Annotated in this window: 17 protein-coding genes and 3 tRNA genes; 8 read left to right on the plus strand and 12 right to left on the minus strand. The window is 69.0% G+C overall.

Annotation, left to right across the window (positions count from 1 at the left end; all coding sequences use genetic code 11):
* Position 1 precedes the first annotated feature (1 nt).
* From NC595_RS12445 to amaB, 4 genes are all read right to left on the minus strand, one after another.
* Positions 2-769 carry a class I SAM-dependent methyltransferase gene (locus tag NC595_RS12445; RefSeq protein ID WP_253566932.1) on the minus strand — a complete coding sequence of 256 codons (768 nt, stop codon included), beginning with the start codon at positions 767-769 and terminating at the stop codon, positions 2-4.
* A gap of 5 nt (positions 770-774) precedes the next feature.
* Positions 775-1,551, minus strand: coding sequence for an SDR family NAD(P)-dependent oxidoreductase (locus NC595_RS12450; RefSeq protein WP_253566934.1), 777 nt, complete (start codon positions 1,549-1,551; stop codon positions 775-777).
* Positions 1,548-1,844 (minus strand): DUF4190 domain-containing protein, encoded by a 297-nt coding sequence (locus NC595_RS12455; RefSeq protein ID WP_253566936.1) that lies wholly within the window; start codon positions 1,842-1,844, stop codon positions 1,548-1,550. The genes NC595_RS12450 and NC595_RS12455 overlap by 4 nt, the downstream gene beginning before the upstream one ends.
* A 95-nt stretch (positions 1,845-1,939) precedes the next feature.
* Positions 1,940-3,475 carry an L-piperidine-6-carboxylate dehydrogenase gene (amaB, locus tag NC595_RS12460; RefSeq protein ID WP_253566938.1) on the minus strand — a complete coding sequence of 512 codons (1,536 nt, stop codon included), beginning with the start codon at positions 3,473-3,475 and terminating at the stop codon, positions 1,940-1,942.
* Between the two features lie 137 nt (positions 3,476-3,612).
* Here amaB and NC595_RS12465 point away from each other — a divergent pair.
* Positions 3,613-3,689 (plus strand) — tRNA-Arg (locus tag NC595_RS12465).
* 401 nt (positions 3,690-4,090) lie between these two features.
* On the opposite strand, the gene NC595_RS12470 is transcribed toward NC595_RS12465, so the two are convergent.
* The 4 genes from NC595_RS12470 to ompR all read right to left on the minus strand — a co-directional run bounded on the left by NC595_RS12470 (position 4,091) and on the right by ompR (position 8,288).
* Complete coding sequence (locus NC595_RS12470; protein ID WP_253566940.1) at positions 4,091-5,173, minus strand: acyltransferase family protein; 1,083 nt, start codon at positions 5,171-5,173, stop codon at positions 4,091-4,093.
* Positions 5,174-5,362: 189 nt separating this feature from the next.
* Complete coding sequence (locus tag NC595_RS12475; protein ID WP_253566942.1) at positions 5,363-6,277, minus strand: extracellular catalytic domain type 1 short-chain-length polyhydroxyalkanoate depolymerase; 915 nt, start codon at positions 6,275-6,277, stop codon at positions 5,363-5,365.
* Positions 6,274-7,575, minus strand: coding sequence for an ATP-binding protein (locus NC595_RS12480; protein ID WP_253566944.1), 1,302 nt, complete (start codon positions 7,573-7,575; stop codon positions 6,274-6,276). Before NC595_RS12480 ends, NC595_RS12475 begins: the two co-directional genes overlap by 4 nt.
* On the minus strand, positions 7,572-8,288 hold the full coding sequence (gene ompR, locus NC595_RS12485; RefSeq protein WP_253566954.1) for an osmolarity response regulator transcription factor OmpR: 717 nt from the start codon (positions 8,286-8,288) through the stop codon (positions 7,572-7,574). Before ompR ends, NC595_RS12480 begins: the two co-directional genes overlap by 4 nt.
* A 203-nt stretch (positions 8,289-8,491) precedes the next feature.
* On the opposite strand from ompR, the gene NC595_RS12490 reads away from it, so the two are divergent.
* The 4 genes from NC595_RS12490 to NC595_RS12505 are packed head-to-tail and all read left to right on the plus strand — an operon-like array spanning position 8,492 to position 11,293.
* Entirely contained in the window at positions 8,492-9,106 is a 615-nt protein-coding gene (locus tag NC595_RS12490) for a hypothetical protein (protein ID WP_253566955.1), read from the plus strand.
* A gap of 26 nt (positions 9,107-9,132) precedes the next feature.
* A complete protein-coding gene (locus NC595_RS12495) occupies positions 9,133-9,579 on the plus strand; it encodes an EF-hand domain-containing protein (RefSeq protein ID WP_253566956.1) in 447 nt (148 codons plus the stop codon).
* Entirely contained in the window at positions 9,579-10,394 is an 816-nt protein-coding gene (locus NC595_RS12500) for a sterol desaturase family protein (protein WP_253568312.1), read from the plus strand. Before NC595_RS12495 ends, NC595_RS12500 begins: the two co-directional genes overlap by 1 nt.
* A complete protein-coding gene (locus NC595_RS12505; protein ID WP_253566957.1) occupies positions 10,394-11,293 on the plus strand; it encodes an alpha/beta hydrolase in 900 nt (299 codons plus the stop codon). The genes NC595_RS12500 and NC595_RS12505 overlap by 1 nt, the downstream gene beginning before the upstream one ends.
* Before the next feature lie 72 nt (positions 11,294-11,365).
* On the opposite strand, the gene NC595_RS12510 is transcribed toward NC595_RS12505, so the two are convergent.
* A tRNA-Ala gene (locus NC595_RS12510) sits at positions 11,366-11,441 on the minus strand.
* 325 nt (positions 11,442-11,766) lie between these two features.
* Here NC595_RS12510 and NC595_RS12515 point away from each other — a divergent pair.
* A complete protein-coding gene (locus tag NC595_RS12515; RefSeq protein ID WP_253566958.1) occupies positions 11,767-13,389 on the plus strand; it encodes an MASE1 domain-containing protein in 1,623 nt (540 codons plus the stop codon).
* A 17-nt stretch (positions 13,390-13,406) separates the two neighbouring features.
* Here NC595_RS12515 and NC595_RS12520 read toward each other — a convergent pair whose 3' ends face one another.
* Entirely contained in the window at positions 13,407-14,525 is a 1,119-nt protein-coding gene (locus tag NC595_RS12520) for a ribonuclease D (protein ID WP_253566960.1), read from the minus strand.
* Between the two features lie 118 nt (positions 14,526-14,643).
* On the opposite strand from NC595_RS12520, the gene NC595_RS12525 reads away from it, so the two are divergent.
* On the plus strand, positions 14,644-16,587 hold the full coding sequence (locus NC595_RS12525; protein ID WP_253566967.1) for a formylglycine-generating enzyme family protein: 1,944 nt from the start codon (positions 14,644-14,646) through the stop codon (positions 16,585-16,587).
* A gap of 192 nt (positions 16,588-16,779) precedes the next feature.
* Positions 16,780-17,016, plus strand: a complete 237-nt coding sequence (locus NC595_RS12530) for a hypothetical protein (RefSeq protein ID WP_063670518.1) — start codon at positions 16,780-16,782, stop codon at positions 17,014-17,016.
* A 62-nt stretch (positions 17,017-17,078) separates the two neighbouring features.
* Here the strand turns inward: NC595_RS12530 and NC595_RS12535 are convergent.
* Together NC595_RS12535 and NC595_RS12540 are read right to left on the minus strand one after the other, a co-directional pair.
* Positions 17,079-17,164 (minus strand) — tRNA-Leu (locus NC595_RS12535).
* Between the two features lie 28 nt (positions 17,165-17,192).
* Complete coding sequence (locus NC595_RS12540; protein WP_253566969.1) at positions 17,193-17,774, minus strand: cysteine dioxygenase family protein; 582 nt, start codon at positions 17,772-17,774, stop codon at positions 17,193-17,195.
* Between the last annotated feature and the right edge of the window lie 25 nt (positions 17,775-17,799).

Genomic DNA, 17,799 nt, shown 5'->3' on the forward strand with positions numbered 1-17,799 from the left:
GTCAGCTCAGGGTGCCCACGTAGACGCGGGTGTCGTAGGTGAAGTCAATGCGGCCGTCGACCGCGGTGGCGTCGAACAGCTTACGCAGGGCATCAAGCATCGGTGCGTGCTGACGATGGCCCGCCTGCGGCGCGTAGGAGGAGGACATCAGGCGGCCCTCGAGCGCGTCGAAATCCAGCTTCTGGCCGTGGTCGAAGCGCCCCGCGCTGCGGAAGCCGCTGCCGAACCACGCGCGCATGCGCGATTCGTCGGCGTAGCGCTCGGCCACGCTGGTGTAGTCGGTGCCGTAATGCTGGAGCAGCGCCTCGTAGCCTTCCAGGAACGGCGTGCCGGTGAGGCGACGCGAGTTCCACACGATCGCCGCCAGGCCGCCTGGGCGCAGGATGCGCGCGAACTCGCGACGGGCCGCCGCTTCGTCGAACCAGTGGAAGGCCTGCGCCACCACGACCAGCGCGACGCTGCCATCGGGCAGGCCGGTGGCGTCGGCACGGCCATCCACGGCGTTGAAGCGCGGGTTGTCGCCCAGCCAACGCTCGGCTGCCATGCGCATTGGCGCGTTCGGTTCCACCGCGGTGACGTGGTGGCCTGCATCGAGGAACAGCCTTGCCGAAATGCCGGTGCCTGCGCCGATATCGGCCACGTCCCAGGACGCGTCCACGCCGTGTTCGCGACGCAACCAGTCGACCAGCGCGACCGGATAGTCGGGGCGATAGCGCACGTAGTCGGCGACGCGGTCGCTGAAGCGCTCGGTGCTGCGCAGGTCGGACATGGGATTCAGCCGTTGAGCATCTGGCCGCCGTCCACGGCGAGAGTCTGACCGGTGATCCATCCAGCCCAGGGGGAGGCGAGGAACAGGGCGACATGGGCCACGTCCTCGGGTGTGCCGAAACGACCGAACGGGATCTTCGCCAGCGTCGCCGCATGCAGCGCGGGCTCCTCCACGCGCCGGCGTTCCCACAGGCCATCGGGGAAGCTGATCGAGCCGGGGGCAATGGCGTTCACGCGGATGCGGTCCAGCGCGAGCGCCAGTGCCTGGGAGCCGGTGTAGTGGCTGAGCGCGGCCTTGATCGCGGCATAGGGCGCACCACCGGCACGTGGCCGCAGCGCGGCGATCGAGCTGGTGTGCAGGATGCTGGCGCGACCGCTGCGCCTGAGATGAGGCAGGGCGCAGCGCGAGGCGCGCACGGCGGCCATCAGGTCGATCTGGAAGTTGGCGGTCCAGCCCTCGTCGTCCTCGGCGAAACCGTAGCCGGTGGCGTTGTTCACCAGCACGTCGATGCCGCCCAGTGCTTCGGCTGCCGCGTCGATGTAACGCGAGATCGCCTGCGGGTCGGCGAGGTCGCAGGACTGCACGTGCGCCTTGCCACCCTCGGCGTGGATCGTGCCGCGGACCTCCGCCAGCGCCGCTTCGCCGCGCGCACACACCGACACGGCCGCACCGGATCGCGCGAAGGCCAGCGCTATTGCGCGCCCGATGCCGCGGCTGCCGCCGGCCACCACGACGCGGTAGCCCTCCAGGTGGAACGGGGCATCGGGCGGCGATACATTCATGACCAGGCGTGCACCAGGAAGCCAAGCAGCACCGAGCCGAACACCAGCAGGGCGATAGCGGTAAGCAGGGACAGGGCAAGCTGCGCATAGCCCAGCACCAGGCCGGTCACGGCCATGCCGTCGCCGTCGAGCGGCTCGGAAATCGTCTGGCGGATATCGCGGCGCGCCATGTGACCGCAGATCACGGCGACGATGGCGCCGATGAAGGGCAGCACGGTCCAGGCCGCGATGCCGAAGCACAGGCTGACCACGGCCAGCGTACAGGTGGAGCGGGGGGCGGACGTCGTGCTCATCTCGGAAATCCCCTTGGAAGGCGGGCGGGAAAGCCATGTGGCCTCCCGCCCGGAGACACGCGCGGGCCGGGGCCCGTGCGTGCCGAACCGACGGCTTACACGTGGAACTTGATGCCCTGGGCCAGCGGCAGCGCGTCGGAGTAGTTGATGGTGTTGGTCTGGCGGCGCATGTAGACCTTCCACGCGTCCGAACCGGACTCGCGACCGCCGCCGGTTTCCTTCTCGCCACCGAAGGCGCCGCCGATCTCCGCACCGGAGGTGCCGATGTTGACGTTGGCGATGCCGCAGTCGCTGCCGGCCGCCGACAGGAACTGCTCGGCCACCTTCAGGTTCTGCGTGAAGATCGCCGAGGACAGGCCCTGCGGCACGTCGTTCTGCATCTCGATCGCCTCGTCGATGCTGTCGAACGGCATCACGTAGAGGATCGGCGCGAAGGTTTCCGACTGCACCACTTCGTCGGAGTTCTTCAGCCCGGTGACGATGGTCGGCAGCACGAAGTTGCCCTTGCGGTCGGTCAGCGCGGCGCCGCCGGTGGCGATGGTGCCGCCCGAGGCCTTGGCCCTCTCGACGGCCGCCAGGTAGGCCTGCACGCTCTCCGGGCTGTTCAGCGGGCCCATCAGGGTGGTCGACAGGGTCGGATCGCCGATCTTGCCCTCGACCTGCTTGTACGCCTTGACCAGGGTCTCCAGCACGGTGTCGTAGATCGAGGTGTGCACGAACAGGCGGCGGGTGGTGGTGCAGCGCTGGCCGGCGGTGCCGACGGCGCCGAACACGATGCCCGGGATCGCCAGCTTCAGGTCGGCGCTCTGGTCCAGGATGATCGCGTTGTTGCCGCCCAGCTCGAGCAGCGAGCGACCCATGCGGTGCGCCACGCGCTCGCCGACCATGCGGCCGACCTTGGTCGAGCCGGTGAAGCTGATCAGCGGGATGCGCTTGTCGTCGACGAACTTCTGCGCCAGCTCGGTGCCGCCATCGTTGAACAGGAAGAACAGGTCGGGATAGCCCGCGTCCTTCAGCGCCTCGTTGCAGATCTTCATCGTGGCGATCGCCGACAGCGGCACCTTCGGCGAGGGCTTCCAGATGCAGATGTCGCCGGCAATGGCGGCCAGCATGGCGTTCCACGCCCACACCGCGACCGGGAAGTTGAATGCCGAGATGATGCCGACCAGGCCCAGCGGCTGGTACTGCTCGTACATGCGGTGGCCGGGGCGCTCCGAATGCATGGTGTAGCCGTAGAGCATGCGGCTCTGGCCCACCGCGAAATCGGCGATGTCGATCATCTCCTGCACTTCGCCGTCGCCCTCGGGCTTGATCTTGCCCATCTCCAGCGCGACCAGCGAACCCAGCGCGTCCTTGTGCTTGCGCAGCGCCTCACCGCACAGGCGCACGGCTTCGCCGCGCTGCGGCGCCGGGGTGGTGCGCCACACCTTGAACGCGGCCTGGGCGCGGGAAACGATGGTTTCGTAGTCGGCCTGGCTGGAAGCGTGCACGCGGGCGATCACCTCGCCGGTCGCCGGGTTCACCGGCTGCAGCGTGCCCGCATCGGAGGTCGTGGACCATTCGCCCTGGCCGAGATACGTGCCGGACAGCTCGGCGGAAAGGCCAAGCGCCTTGAGGATTTCGTGGGACATGCGGACTCCTTCGATGGCTGACTGCGCCACCGAGATGTGGCGTAGCGGTCAAAACCGCAAGTCTAGCAGGCCGATGCCTGCGGGCCGACCCCGCCCCGTCGCCCCGGAGTGCCGATCCATGCCAAAATCCCGCCGTTGCCCTCGTAGCTCAGTTGGATAGAGCGGCCCCCTCCTAAGGGGCAGGTCGGACGTTCGAATCGTCTCGAGGGCACCACCCCACCTTTCTCCGGGTGCCTGCCCTGATCTGCCCTCGAACGTCCGTGACGCAGCACGTGGCGGGATCGGCAAGGATGCGGAATTGCCGCATTTACCCGCAGTCGCCCGGGTACGCTCCGCCGAAATTCCCCACAAGCTATTTCCCATGGCGAGCATCCAGCGATCCGGTTCCAAGCGGCGGGTCCAGATCTACGAGGGTGCGGCGCGGTTCCAAGTCTCTCCGCACCAAGCAGGAGGCTTCTGCGTGGGCGCTCGAGCGCGAGGCGGAGCTCCGGGGATCCAAGTCACCCGACTGCAACTTCGCCGTGGCCATGCATCACTGCGCGCGGGACATGGCCTCCCGCCGCAAGTGCTTGCCCAGGGAACTGACCCGCCTGAAGGTGTCCGCCGGGCTCTTTCCTACTGGGCCTGCCGCTGAGGCAATGATTGAGGAATCGCCATCCTTTCCAGGAGGCGGGATATCCGCGGTCGCAGCTTCATCGTCGGCCTCTCGACGAGCTTGTGACAGACCGCAGCGAAAACGATCGTGATCGTGACTGCGATAGCCAGTGCAGACGCACTTCCCGGGTACCCGTGTGCGAACTTCATCAGCACCAGCCAGTGGAACAGGTAGATCGGGTAGCTCCAGCGTCCCACCAGGCGTAGCGGGGCAGTCTGCCAGAACCGGCTGATCAGGCCCCGCCGATCCACATTCAGCGAGACAAGGACCGTCCATGCGACCGAGATCCAGACGAATTTGTCGAAAGGCCAGTATGGGCTCGGGTCGCCTCCGTAGAGCACGCGCACCGAATTGGTGATCGCCACCATCCCGGCGAGGATCGCGGCACTCACGGACGCAGCGATCCATGAACGAGGGCGCGGCAACGACGGATAGGCCAGTGACAACGCAACACCGGCCATGAAGCATGGCACGTACCAGCCCAGGCTAGTGATCCTGGTGTAGGCAAGCGATGGCGGGAACAACGGGATGGCCAGCAGGCCGATCCCGATCGCCAAAGCCACGGCCAACCCCAAGCCCAGCCGCTGCCGGATCCAGGCGATCGGCGCGATCAGCGTCCCCAGCAAGACGTAGAACTTCATCTCGACCGGGATCGTCCACAGATGGGCATATCCGGCGCTCAGCGTCGCTGCGCGGAAAACATCACGCCACGTATGGATGCCGGTCGTTCCCAGCCACCAGTAGACGACAATGGCCAGAAGATACAGCGGCATGATCCGAAGCACTCGGCCCACTGCATAGTCGATCAGCCTGGCCCCAGTGATGCGGTCGAGCAGAAGGTGATTGGTCAGAAGGAAGGCACTCAGCACGAAAAAGAGCCAGACGCCGAAACGCCCGACACCCAGGAGTGAGTGGCCTGCCGCCGGGAAGAACATGGCGATGCCATGACCCGACAGAACGATCAGGCAGGCCAGCCCTCGAATGCCTTCGGCATTGCTGAAATGTGCGGTCCTTGCCGAGGCGACTCGTTGCTTGGCGTCCATGGCTGCATTATTGCCCGATTCGCCCCTGCACGACGCCAGCCGTCGCTGGGGTTGCATCCTCTGCCGGGTGCTGGATCGGGCGCAGAGGGAACATTGCACAAGCTCGCCGAGCTGAATTCGGTCTCGAGCACTGCATGGAAATTCCCTGCACCAGAGGCCTGCCCTGCCGGCTTTTTCTTTGTGTGGTGCTCAAGGGCGCGGGTGCGCGGCCAGCCAGTCCACCACGATCGCGCTGGCGTCGATCTGGTGGGTCGTCAGACCGATGAAATGCTTCGGCAGGTACTGCCAGCCACCCGGCCAGGTGTGGCCACCGCCGTCGATGCGGTAGCGCACCACGGTGCCGCCGGAGCGGCAGTCGATCCAGTCCTTCCGGCTTACCTGCGTACCGTCGTCGGTGGTCGACGGCAGCGGCTGCTCCGGGCCGCTCGTGCGGCACCCGTCGACTCGGGCCCAGAACGCGGTGGTGTCATCCACCGACATCACCACGCCGCCTTCGCCGAGCCCGCCGAAACCGGCCACGGAGCCTCCAGCGTAGGGCACGATCGGATCGTCCGTGCCGTCGAATTGCAGCACGGCGAGCGGGCGGGCAGGGTGGCAGTCGGGCTGGTAGTCCCGTGCCAGCGTGCCGGCCACCGGGGCGATCAGGCTGAAGCGGTCGGCCAGGTCGCAGCCCAGCCGCTCGGCGAAGATGCCGCCGTTGGAGATGCCGGTGACGCCGACCCGCTGCGGGTCCACCGGCCATTCGTGTTCGACCCGGTCCAGCACGGCACGGATGAAGGCCACATCGTCCACCTTGCGCTTGATGGTGGCGCGGCCGTCGTTCCAGTGCCGGTCCAGGCCCTGCGGATAGACCACGATCACGCTGGCCCGGTCGGCCTGGGCATCCAGCGAGGTTAGCCGGTCCATACCTTCGGCTCGACCACCGCCGCCATGCAGGGTCAGCAGCAGGGGGCGTGGCGTGCCGTCCTCGCCCGGCGGTAGGTGGACCACGAAGTGACGTGCCTGGCCGTCGATGGAGAGGGTTTCGGTGCGGTCGTGCGCCAGCAGCGGGCATGCGCCGGCGACGAGGCCAAGGCCGAGCATGAGGCGACTCACGAGATTCATGCCGAACTCCGTTCACGGACGGCCAGCGGCAGCACCAGCGTGGCGCTGAAGCCGCCGCCGCTGCGGTTGGCCAGTTGCAGGCGACCGCCGCTGATCTCGGCCGCCCGCTTGACGATGCTCAGGCCCAGGCCGGTGCCGCAGGCCCCGGTGCGTGCGGCGTTGCCGCGCAGGAAGGGCTGTCCGAGCCGTGCGAGCAGGTCTTCCGGAACACCGGGGCCGTGGTCTTCCACGCTGATCGACAGTTCGTCTCCGGCGCGTTGCAGGCGGACGCGGAACGGTGCGGCGCCATAGTGTTCGGCGTTGTCCATCAGGTTGCCCAGCGCCCTTCGAAGCAGGCTCGGCCGTGCATGCAGGACGGTGTCGTCGTGACCCTCGTAGTGCCAGTCGTCCGGCGCGTGGCGCAGCGCCATCAACTGGCCGAGCAGGGTGGGAACGTCGATCGCGCGCACGGCCTCGTCGCTGCCGTCGCGGACATAGGCCAGACACTGCGCCAGCGCCTTGTCCAGCTCGTCCAGGTCGTTGACCATCGCGTCGCGCCGGCCGGGGTCGTTCGCATCGCCCAGTTCCAGCGCCAGCCGCAGGCGGGCCAGTGGCGTGCGCAGGTCGTGCGAGATGCCGGCCAGCATCAGCTCACGCTCGCGGGCGCTCTGGCGCAGCTCTTCGCCGGCCGCGCCGAGGGCGTCGGCGAGGTCGCGCACTTCGCGCGGGCTACCGCGCAGGTGTTGCTGGATCGACTGCCCGCCGAGCAGCGCCGGCGCGTGTGCGGCCAGGCGCTCCAGCGGTCGCGTCAGCAGGCGCGCGGCCAGTGCCGCCACGGCCGCTGCGACCAGCCCGGCAAACAGCATCACCAGCAGCATCGAGCGGATGACCTGGCGGCGGAAGCTCACCGCCTGCATCACGATCCAATGCCCGGGCAGGCTCTCGCTGCGCACCCAGATCTGCGCTTCGGGCCGCTGCACGACCACCACGCGGGACGGGTCGCCGAGCAGCTCGCCGGCGACGTGGCCGACTTCCTCCACCACCGGCACCACCCGCCGCAGGGTCGGTGGGGGCGGTTCGGTGGTGATGCGGATGCCGCTCTGCTGCAGTCTGGCGAGGGTAGCCCGGGCGGCCGGGTCGTCACGGCTGGCCAACGCATCGACCGAGGTGGCGGTGGCCACCACCAGCCGTCCATACGAGTCGCCCAGGGCGCGCAGACCGGCCCGGGTGGAGAGGAACCCACCCAGGGTGAGCGCCAGCACCAGCGCGGCGACCAGCAGCGCCAACACCAGCGAGAAGGTGGTCGGTCCGCGCTTCATGCGCTGTCTCCCTGCGGTACGAACACGTAGCCTTCGCCCCATACCGTCTGCAGCCAGCGCGGCTGGCGCGGGTCCTCCTCGATGCAGCGGCGCAGGCGCGAGATCATCACGTCGATGCTGCGGTCGAAGGCGTCGTGCTCGCGGCCGCGGGCCAGCGCAATCAACCGCTCGCGGCTCAGGGTCTCGAACGGATGGGCTACCAGCGCGGCCAGCACCGCAAACTCGCCACTGGTGAGCTTGAGCGGCGTGTCCTCGTCCAGCAGCTGGCGCGTGGCCGGGTCGAAGGTGAAGCGGCCGAAGCGCACGCTGGCCTGCTCGGTCTGCGGCGCGCCCACCACGGCCTTCGGCTGCCGGCGCAGCACGGCGCGGATGCGGGCGACCAGTTCGCGCGGGTTGCAGGGTTTGCCCAGGTAGTCGTCCGCACCGATCTCCAGGCCGACGATGCGGTCCACGTCGTCGCCCTTCGCGGTGAGCATGATGATCGGTGTCTGCACGCCCTCGGCGCGCAGCTCACGGCACAGCTGCAGGCCATCGGCGTCGGGGAGCATCAGGTCGAGCACGATCAGGTCGACGTGGTGCGCGGCCAGCTCGCGGCGCATGCCGGCGGCGTGGGCGGCGCCGCGGACGCGGAAACCCTGCTGGTCGAGGTAGCGCTCGAGCAGGTCGCGCAGGCGGAGGTCGTCGTCGACGACGAGGATGTGGGGGGTGTCCATGGGGCGACTATGTCGTGCGCCCGGGGGCCCCACAAGCGCCCGGCGAGGTCAATTGCAAGCAAATGTTTCGGGCCGGAGAGGCGGCAACATCCGCTCACATCCGACGGATTTCGGACACACCTGCGCACCGGCGTCGGCGTGAGAGTGGCCCCACCGCAGCGGCAACGCGGTCGACCTCTTCCCGACTGGAGCCTGTCATGAGCATGTCCACCTCCCTCCGCATCGCTTCCCTGGCGCTGGCCTGCGCGGCGGCAGCCGCCTTCGCCTCCCCGGTCGACGCCCAGCGCACCGGCCGCTTCCTTGCCCGCGGCACCTTCGCCAACGGCCAGGGCGGCATCACCCACGTGCGCGGCACGGCGGCTTCCGGTGCCCGCGGTTCGGTGGTCCGCGGCGGCTATACCGCCACCGGCGCCGACGGCAGCGTGCAGCACCGCGCAGGTCGCGCCGTCCAGGGTGCCAACGGCGGCAGTTACACCGGCAGCAACGGATACACGCGCAATGCCGACGGCTCGGCCAGCCGCTGGCACAGCGGTTCGGGCACTACCGCCGCCGGCGGTACGGTAAGCACCAGTGGTGCCTATTCGCGCGGCGCCGACGGCAGCGTCAGCGGCAGCTCGCAGACCAGCGCGAACGGTCCGCGCGGCAGCTACGACGCCGGCACTACCACCGCCAATGGGGTGACCCAGCACACCACCTCGGCGACCAACGCCGCGGGCGACAGCTACAACGGCCAGACCACCTACACCAAGGGGCAGGGCTTCTCGCACAGCGGCAGTTGCACCGACGCCTCCGGCAACGTGATCGCCTGCGGCCACTGACCTCTGCGACAACCTGGAGTCCGATCATGCGAAACCTGATCTGCCTGTTCGTGCTGGGAACGCTGGCCATCACGGCGCCCGGCGCCCGGGCCCAGATGGGCCGTCCCGATCCCGCCCAGCGCTTTGCCGAGGCGGACACCAACCACGACGGCCAGGTCAGCCTGGCCGAGTTCCGGGCGGCTCGCGCCGCGCGCTTCGCCAGGGCCGACCGCAACGGCGACGGCGTGCTCAGCGACGACGACCTGCCGCGCTTTGCGCGCAACAATCCGGCGATGCTGGCGAAGATCCATGCACTGCAACAGGCCGCTGACACGAACGGCGATGGCCGGGTGACCCGCGAGGAGTTCGATGCCGCTGGCAATCACCTGTTCGCGCTGGCCGATGCCAACCATGACGGTGTGGTGGATGCCAGCGAGATGAAGCAGATCGCCCAGCGCATGCAGTCGCTCGCGGCACAGCGGAGCGCGCCGTGATGCGACACGCCGCCCGCTCGCCACTGCTTGCGCTGGTGATGGTGGCACTGGTGCTGGCCGAGTGGCTCTGGCGCCGTCGCTCGGCCGGTGTCGGCTACGACAGTCGGGGGGCGCTGGCGTCCCTGGCGGTCGGGGCAGGGCATCTGGTGTCCGGCGCGCTGCCGGCGCTGGTGCTCGGCGGCCTGTTCGCTTCGGCCGCGCGCTGGGCGCCGGTGCACTGGCCGCTGCGCGACTGGCGCACGTGGTTGGTCGCTTTCTTCGCGGTGGAACTGGCGTACTACGCGTTCCACCGGGTCAGCCACGAGGTGCGCTGGTTGTGGACCACCCATGCGGTGCACCACACGCCGGAGGAGATGACCCTGCTCTCGTCGATCCGCCTGGGCTGGACCAACCTGCTGTCGTTCGGCTGGGTCTGTTACCTGCCGCTGGTGCTGGCCGGCTTCGACCCGCGCATGGTATTCGCCCTGCTGGCCTTCAATCTGCACTACCAGTTCTTCCTGCACACCGAGGCGGTGGGGCGGCTGGGGCCGCTGGAGTGGGTGCTGAACACGCCATCGCACCATCGCGTTCACCACGGCTCGAACGCGGCCTACCTGGACTGCAACTACGGCGGCGTGCTGATCGTGTTCGACCGCCTGTTCGGCACGCTGCGCACCGAACGCGCCGATGAACCCGTACGCTACGGCCTGGCTCACCCGCTGGGCACGCAGAACCCGCTCAAGCTGGTGTTCCTGCCGTGGCTGAGGCTGATGTCCGACATGCGCGCCGCCGGCAGCCTCGGCGGCGCATTGCGAGTGGCACTGGGGAGACCGTGATGAACCGCAGGATCGTCATTTTGTGGCTGGGGGTATGCGTGCTGACGATGGCCGGTAGCGCGTGTGCGCAGATGCGCGGCGGGCTGCTCGAGCGCTGGCGCGAGCGCCAGGCCGACGCCACCCCCGCCGCGCCGCTGCCGGCCGGTACTCGGGTGATCCGCGACATCGCCTACGGTAGCAATCCGAACCAGCGCTTCGATGTCTATGCGCCGGCCCAGGCACACGACGCACCGGTCATCTTCATGGTGCATGGAGGCGGCTGGCGGCGCGGCGACAAGGCCATGTCGAACGTGGTGGCCAACAAGGTGGCCTACTGGGTGCCGCGCGGCGTAGTGGTGATTTCCACCAACTACCGGATGTTGCCGGACACGCACCCACTGGAGCAGGCGCAGGATGTGGCCCGGGCGCTTGCAGTGGCGCAGCGACGCGTGTCGGACTGGGGCGGCGATCCGGACCGCTTCGTGCTGATGGGGCATTCCGCCGGTGCGCACATGGTCAGCCTGCTGACGGCGGAGCCGCAGCTGGCCCGGGAGCAGGGCGCCCGCCCTTGGCGCGGCACCGTCTCGCTCGACAGCGCCAGCCTCGACGTGGTGCAGACCATGAACGGCCGCCATTTCCGCCTCTACGACGAGGCCTTCGGCAGCAACCCGGCCGACTGGCTCGCCGCCTCGCCGCTGCAGCAGATGCATGCCGCGCCGGCGCCGTTCCTGGCGGTGTGCTCGAGTCGCCGCCAGGACTCCTGCCCGCAGGCGCACGCCTTCGTCGGCCAGGTCCGCTCGCTCGGCGGGCGTGGCGAGGTGCTGGAAGAGGATCTCTCGCACAGCGAGATCAACAAGGATCTGGGCGCACCATCGGACTACACCACCCAGGTGGATGCGTTCCTGCGCTCGGTGTTCTGAGCTTCGCCAGGGCATCCCTGGCGCCTGAAAAAGCGAAGGCCGGGACGCTTGCGTCCCGGCCTTCGTGAATCGTGGTGGAGCGGAGGAGGATCGAACTCCCGACCTTCGCATTGCGAACGCGACGCTCTCCCAGCTGAGCTACCGCCCCACGTGAGCTGAGCATGCTAGCAGCGGCCGGGCGGCTCGCCAATACCCGGGGCGCGCCGGCGGGCAGGCGGCCGGGGGCATCCGACGTTGCCCGCGCTTCGCGCGAAGCGATACCATCGGCCAGAGACGGGGGAGCGATCGAGCCATGCGGCATGCCGCAATGGCGCTGGTGTTTCCGGCTGGCGGAAACGCGCATTTCCTTGGTACCCCCAGGGTGGAATCACTCCGGTCGACCCGCAGGGTCGGCGAGGCCAGCGGGTGCCCAAGGTAGTCTCGGATATGGACTGGCGTCGGTTGCAGCGCTCGTGGAGCGCCTGAAGCCCATCGTGCGAAGCAGTGCCCTGTCGCGCCAGGTCGGCGTGGCGGTGGTCTATTGCGCATCGGTGGCACTGCTCGACCACCTGTCCATGTCGCACTGGATCGTGCTGACCGGCTTGCACCTGGGGGCCCTGCTGCTGGTGGACTACCGCTACTGGCCGGCGCTGTTCGCCGGCGACGTGGCATGGCTGGGTTATCTCAGCCTCACTTCCTACGCGCAGCTCGGCACGCTGTGGGCGTTGGTCAACCTGATCCCTCCCATCGCCTGGTACGCCCCGCTGGTGCTGATGTTCCGCGAGCACTGGGGGCTCGACCCGGCCCGCGGTTCCACCCACATGCCGACGCTGATGGTCTGCGCGGTGGCCGTGTCCGGCATCGCCACACTGATCGCGATCGGCCAGTTGCAGGTGGTGCCGCTGCCGACGGGCAGCTCGCTGCACTACGACGAGACCCTTCCGCGGCTGGTGCTCGGCAACCTTCTGGGCGTCCTCACGGTGACACCCGTGCTGCTGGTGTGGCAGCAGGGCCTGGCGGCGACCGGCTGGCGCTGGCTCAGCTGGATGCGCCAGTGCACCGAGAGCCGGCTGGCCATCGAATCGGGCTTTGCCGTGGTGCCGTTCATCGGTGCCCTGTGCTGGCTGGGAGGACGCCATGGCGAGATGCGCGACGTCATCCAGCTGGCCATGTTCGTACCGCTGGTGATCCTGGCCATGCGGCACGGTTGGCGGGGCGCCGCGATCGGGGGGATGCTGGCGACGGGCGGGGTCATGACCCTGATGCCGGTGCACGACGACGCGACCACCCTGCATGCGGAGGCGATGATGGCCGTCGCGATGGCCGCCATGCTGGTGATCGGTGCACGCATCACCTACCTGAATGGGCGCGCCGAGCGCGAGCAGTCGCAGATGCGTGCGGTGTTGAACCAGACCCAGCGGCAGATCGTCGAGGACGAGGCGGAGCTGCGCGTCATGGCCCGTGCGCTGGAGGAGTTCCGGGAGTCGTTCCAGGGTGTGCTGCACCAGATGCTGGGGCGGGCCGGTGGCGCCGCTGACGTTCGGGCCCTGCAGCGGAGCGCGTTGCGGGACAGCCTGCCGGCAGCGCTGCCGGAGTCGACGGTCGATCCGCTGCACCCGTCCATGCTGGCGCGGTCGGGACTGCCGGGTGTACTGGGCAAGGAGGGGCTTGCCCGGCTGCTGCAGGATGCGGGAGTGGACTATGCCTGGGACCTGCGCGGCCCGGTCAGCCTGCTGCGACACGGGACCAGTCTCGCGCTCTATCGCATCGTGCTGGAAGCCCTGGCCGACGCCTGTTCGCGACGGGACGTGGCTGCCGTGCGGATCCGCCTGCGCTGTGGCGAGCAGCGGCGATCCTGGACGGTTGCGGTGATCGATATCCAATGCGACCCCGAGCGCGCCGCCCGGGTCGACTGGGGGCGGCTGGTGCCCCGGCTGCAGCTTCGCGCCAGCGGGCTCGGTCGCCGGGCGATCGAGGACCAGGCCGCCCTGTTCGAGGGAGCCGTACGCGAACGCCCGACACCCCATGGCCATCGGGTCACCGTGGGGCTGCTGCAGTCGGCTTCGCTGCTTGCCGGCGACCTCGACGACCACGCCTCAAAGCTTCGCCAGGCCTGAGTCGCGCCGCGGCGGTCTCAACCGGGAAGCAGGGCCGGCAGTGGGCCGCCCAGCAGTTCGCCGCGCCAGCCGTCGAGGAAATCCGGCCACTCGCCGGAGCTCACGTATTCCTCCAGCACCTTGCGGGGACACAGCAGGCCGCTGGGCAGATCGAGTTCGGTGGCGAGGGCATCGACGCAATCCTTCATTGCGCCGAGGGCCTTCTTCGCCTCGCCCTGAAGCGGATGAGCCACCGGTGCGGTGGCCGCGATCTCCGCCTCGTCGACGGGATCGCGCAGCAGATCGAACAGTTCCCCGCGTTGCGGGCTGCGCAGTGCACGCTGGCCGCGGCTGCGCTGGTCCAGCTCGGCCTGGGTGGATGGCGGCTGCAGCACCAGACTCATCGCCAGGGCATCTTCGAGCAGCCACGGACGGGGCTTGTCCAGTGCGCGCGCGGTGCGATCGCGCCAGCGCAGCAGGCGGCGCAGAAGAGCCTGCTTCGCGCGCGGCCAATCGGCGGCACCGCGCATGCCGCGCTGGGGCTGCGGGTCGCCCTCGGCGGCGGCAGCGCGATGCTTCAGGCGTTCGCAGTCTTCCGCATGCCAGTTCGCGCGGCCGCGCTGTTCGAGGCGGCTGGCCAACTGGTCGTGGATGCTCTCCAGGTAGACCACGTCAAGCGCCGCGTAGAGCCGCTGCGAGTCGGTCAGCGGTCGCTGCATCCAGTCCGAACGTGTCTCGCCCTTGTCCAGCTCCACCTGGCACAACTCGGCCACCAGAGCGCGATAGCTGATCCCCAGGCCCATGCCCACGAAGGCGGCGGCGATCTGGGTGTCGAACAGCGCGCGTGGTCCACCCGGCACGAACGGGGCCAGGGTCTCCAGGTCCTCGCCGGCGCTGTGCATGACAGTGACGGACTCGCTGGCATGCAGCCGCGGCTTGAGCGCATCGCCGATATCGAACGCCAGCGGATCGACCAGTGCGTAGCGGCCATTCCAGCCCAGTTGCAGCAGCGCCAGCTGCGGGTGGAAGGTGTTGCGCCGCATGAACTCCGTATCCAGTCCCACCCGCGCGTCGACGGGCAGGTCGGCGAGCCATCGGTCGAGCGCGTCGCGCCGATCGATCCAGACAGCGTCGGAGGGCAGGGCGGGCAACGGCATGCGGAGGGATCCTCGGGTCGTGAACGGCGGCTCCTGGAGGCCGCGCAGGGGAGCGCAGGAAGGTCGATTGCCTGCGGTCGGCATGGCACGATAGCAGCCCCCACGAGGACGCCCCAAGATGCCCAAAGGACCGAACATCGACCGACAGCGAGCGCTTGGTGGCGCGCTCGGCGTGGTCGTGCTGGGCTTTGCGCTGACTTACCACTTCTTTCCGAGGGTATTCCATGTCAATCCCGAGGACGTGGTGCCGCGCCGTTCGATGTCGCTCGGCGTGGCGCAGCCGGCGCGAACGGCCAGCGCACCGATGGTGGTGGACCGCGGTGAGATCGATGCCGGCCCGCCGCTGACGCTGGCACCGGCCGCGGTGATCGCCGCGCGGACGCATCGCGCCGATGCCGCCTTGCCCGCGCAGAGGGGGGAGGACCCGCCGGAAGTGGTGGCACTGCTGGATCGCGCGGACAAGGCCCTGCATGCCGGGCAGGTGGCGGGCGCACCCGACAGTGCCGCTTCGCTCTACCAGCAAGCGCTCAAGATCACTCCGGACAGCCACCGCGCCCTGCAGGGGCTCGACGAGGCGCGTGCACGGCTGGTGGCGGCCATCGGCCAGGACATCGCACTGGGCGACGCCGACGCGGCCGGCGACCTGATCGAGTCGCTGCGCACGCTTCCGGGCAGCGAGGCCGACGTGAAGGCACTCGATACCAGCCTCGGCACCCTGTTGAAGGTGCGCCCGATGCTGGCCAAGGCCGCCGCGCTGCTTGGTGCGGGCAAGGTCGATGGCCCGGGCGAGGACAACGCGCTGGCCGGCTATCGGCAGGTATTGGCCATCGATCCGCAGAACGCGGTGGCGCAGCAGGGGCTGCTGCAGGTGCAGCGCGCGGTGCTCGACCGGGCACTGGCGGCGGTGGCGCAGAACGACTTCGACGCGGCGGACAAGGCGCTCGGCGAGGCCCAGGCCATTCAGCCGGATTCCCCGGCCATGCGGGACGCGACTGCGCGTGTGGCCGGCATGCGCGACCAGCGCGCCAGCGGCCTGCTGGCCCAGGCCCGCACCGCGCTTGACGCGGGCAACCTCGCGCTGGCGCAGAAGTTCGCCGCACAGGCAGCCGCGGTGAAACCGGACCTGGCCGGGCTGGACGAATTCCACGAGCGGCTGGTCAACGCGCGCCTGTACGCCAACTATCGGCCGGGTCAGGTCTTCACCGACAGCTATGTCGATCTGCCGGGCAAGGCGCCGTCGATGGTGGTGATTCCCACCGGCAGCTTCATGATGGGCGCCGCCGATGCCGAGCCGGGGCACAGCGATACCGAGACACCGCAGCACAAAGTGACCATTGCCAGCGGCGTGGCGATCGGGCGGACCGAGGTGACGGTGGGGCAGTTTCGTGAATTCGTCCGTGCCAGCGGCTACCAGCCGGATTCGGTGACCAAGGGCGGCTCCAGCATTTACGACGAGCGGGGCGGCGTGGTGCGCGACGATCCCCAGGCAACCTGGGAGGACGATTACGCCGGGCATCCCGCCGCCGACGACATGCCGGTGGTCAACGTCTCCTGGAACGATGCCAAGGCGTACGTGGGCTGGCTGGCCAAGCACACCGGCAAGTCCTACCGCCTGCCCAGCGAAGCCGAGTTCGAGTACGCACTGCGCGGCGGCACCACCACCCGTTACTGGTGGGGCGACGGCACGCCCGACAAGCGGGTGGAAAACCTCACCGGAGCGCTGGACCGATCGCGCAACGGCCGGCGCTGGAGCAATGCGTTCCGCGGTTATCGCGATGGTTACTGGGGCCCGGCGCCGGTGATGAGCTTCCTGCCGAATCCTTTCGGCCTGTATGACATCAACGGCAACGTGTCCGAGTGGGTCGCCGATTGCTGGCACGACAGTTACCTGCGTGCGCCCCGCGACGGCAGCGCCTGGATCAATCCTGGCTGCAGCGCCCACGTGGTCCGCGGCGGCTCCTGGGGCAGCGCGCCGGATCAGGACCGTTCGGCCTACCGGCAGGGCGTCGATGCCGGCGTGCGCAGTGCCCGGGTCGGGTTTCGGGTGGCCCGGGAACTCTGAGCGGGTCCTGACTGCCATCGACGGATTCTTGCGCACCCCCCGGGTGATCGCGCTATCTTGACCACTGCGGCGCTGCAGCTCTCGGCAACGCCCTGCGGCAAACGCTCCGTTAGTGCTTATTTCGGGATGCCTCTGGCGCGTTGGGAGGCCCCGGGCCCTTGGCCACCTCCACCTCACGTCGAGGAGCACGCCATGGAACCGCAACCGGTCCGCCTGTTTGTCCCCTACACCGACGATACCCCCTGGATCGTGCGCGGCGAGGTCGCGCGCGTCGGAACCTTTGGCAGCCGTGCCGATGCCGTGCGGGCCGCGATGGCCATGCGCGCCAAGCTCGCGCGCGCCTGGGGCGTATCGCACCCGCCGGTGCAGGTGCAGGAATGCGATGGCAGCTGGCACGACGTGGAAGACGAGGAGCCGCTGTTCGGCTGAGCCGGCCGTCGATGACGGACGCGCAAAAAGGAAAACCCCGCCGAGGCGGGGTTTTTCATGTCTGGTACCGGTGATAGGACTCGAACCTACACGACATCGCTGCCAGCGGATTTTGAGTCCGCCGCGTCTACCATTCCGCCACACCGGCTTAAGACAAGGACGCGATTATGCCGGCTTCAGTGCAGGGGGTCGAGTCCCAGCTGACGGTCGTGGCGCTCGTAACACTGCGCCTCGGCGGCGGGCTGGAAGACCGCGCAATGGGTCATCTGGCCCGAGTAGATGTGCAGGCTGACCGCGACCACGTCCTCGCTGGGATTGCGGATGGTGTGGTACTCGTGCGGCGGGATCAGGCTGCCGGCGGAGCCGGGCCCGGCCTGGATCGAGCCGACCGGCTGGAACCGGCATTGGCCCTGGTCGTCGGCCAGGCGCTCGTACTGGGTGACTTCCAGCTCACCGCTCCAGACGCCTTCGACGCACCACATGCCGCAGTGGTCGTGGATCGGCGTGCCCTGACCCGGGCCCCAGGTCATCGCGACCACGCAATAGCCGTGTTCCTCGCTGCAGTAGAGCTCGCGACGGGCATAGCGCCCCTCGGCCGTCTCGTAAACGCAATCGGGGAGCTGCACTTCGCGGGCGCGGATCAGCCGGCAGAGGCTGTGCCGCAGCGAATCGGTGATGGCCTGGGTGGACGGTTGGCTGACGGCTTCATCGATGGCATCGATCAGCTGGCGACAGCCGGGAAATTCCTGGGCAAGCATGGCGGTCTCGGTACGGCGCGGAACT

This window comes from Dyella lutea (assembly GCF_024158035.1).
In the GTDB taxonomy this organism is placed as follows: Bacteria; Pseudomonadota; Gammaproteobacteria; order Xanthomonadales; family Rhodanobacteraceae; genus Dyella_A; species Dyella_A lutea.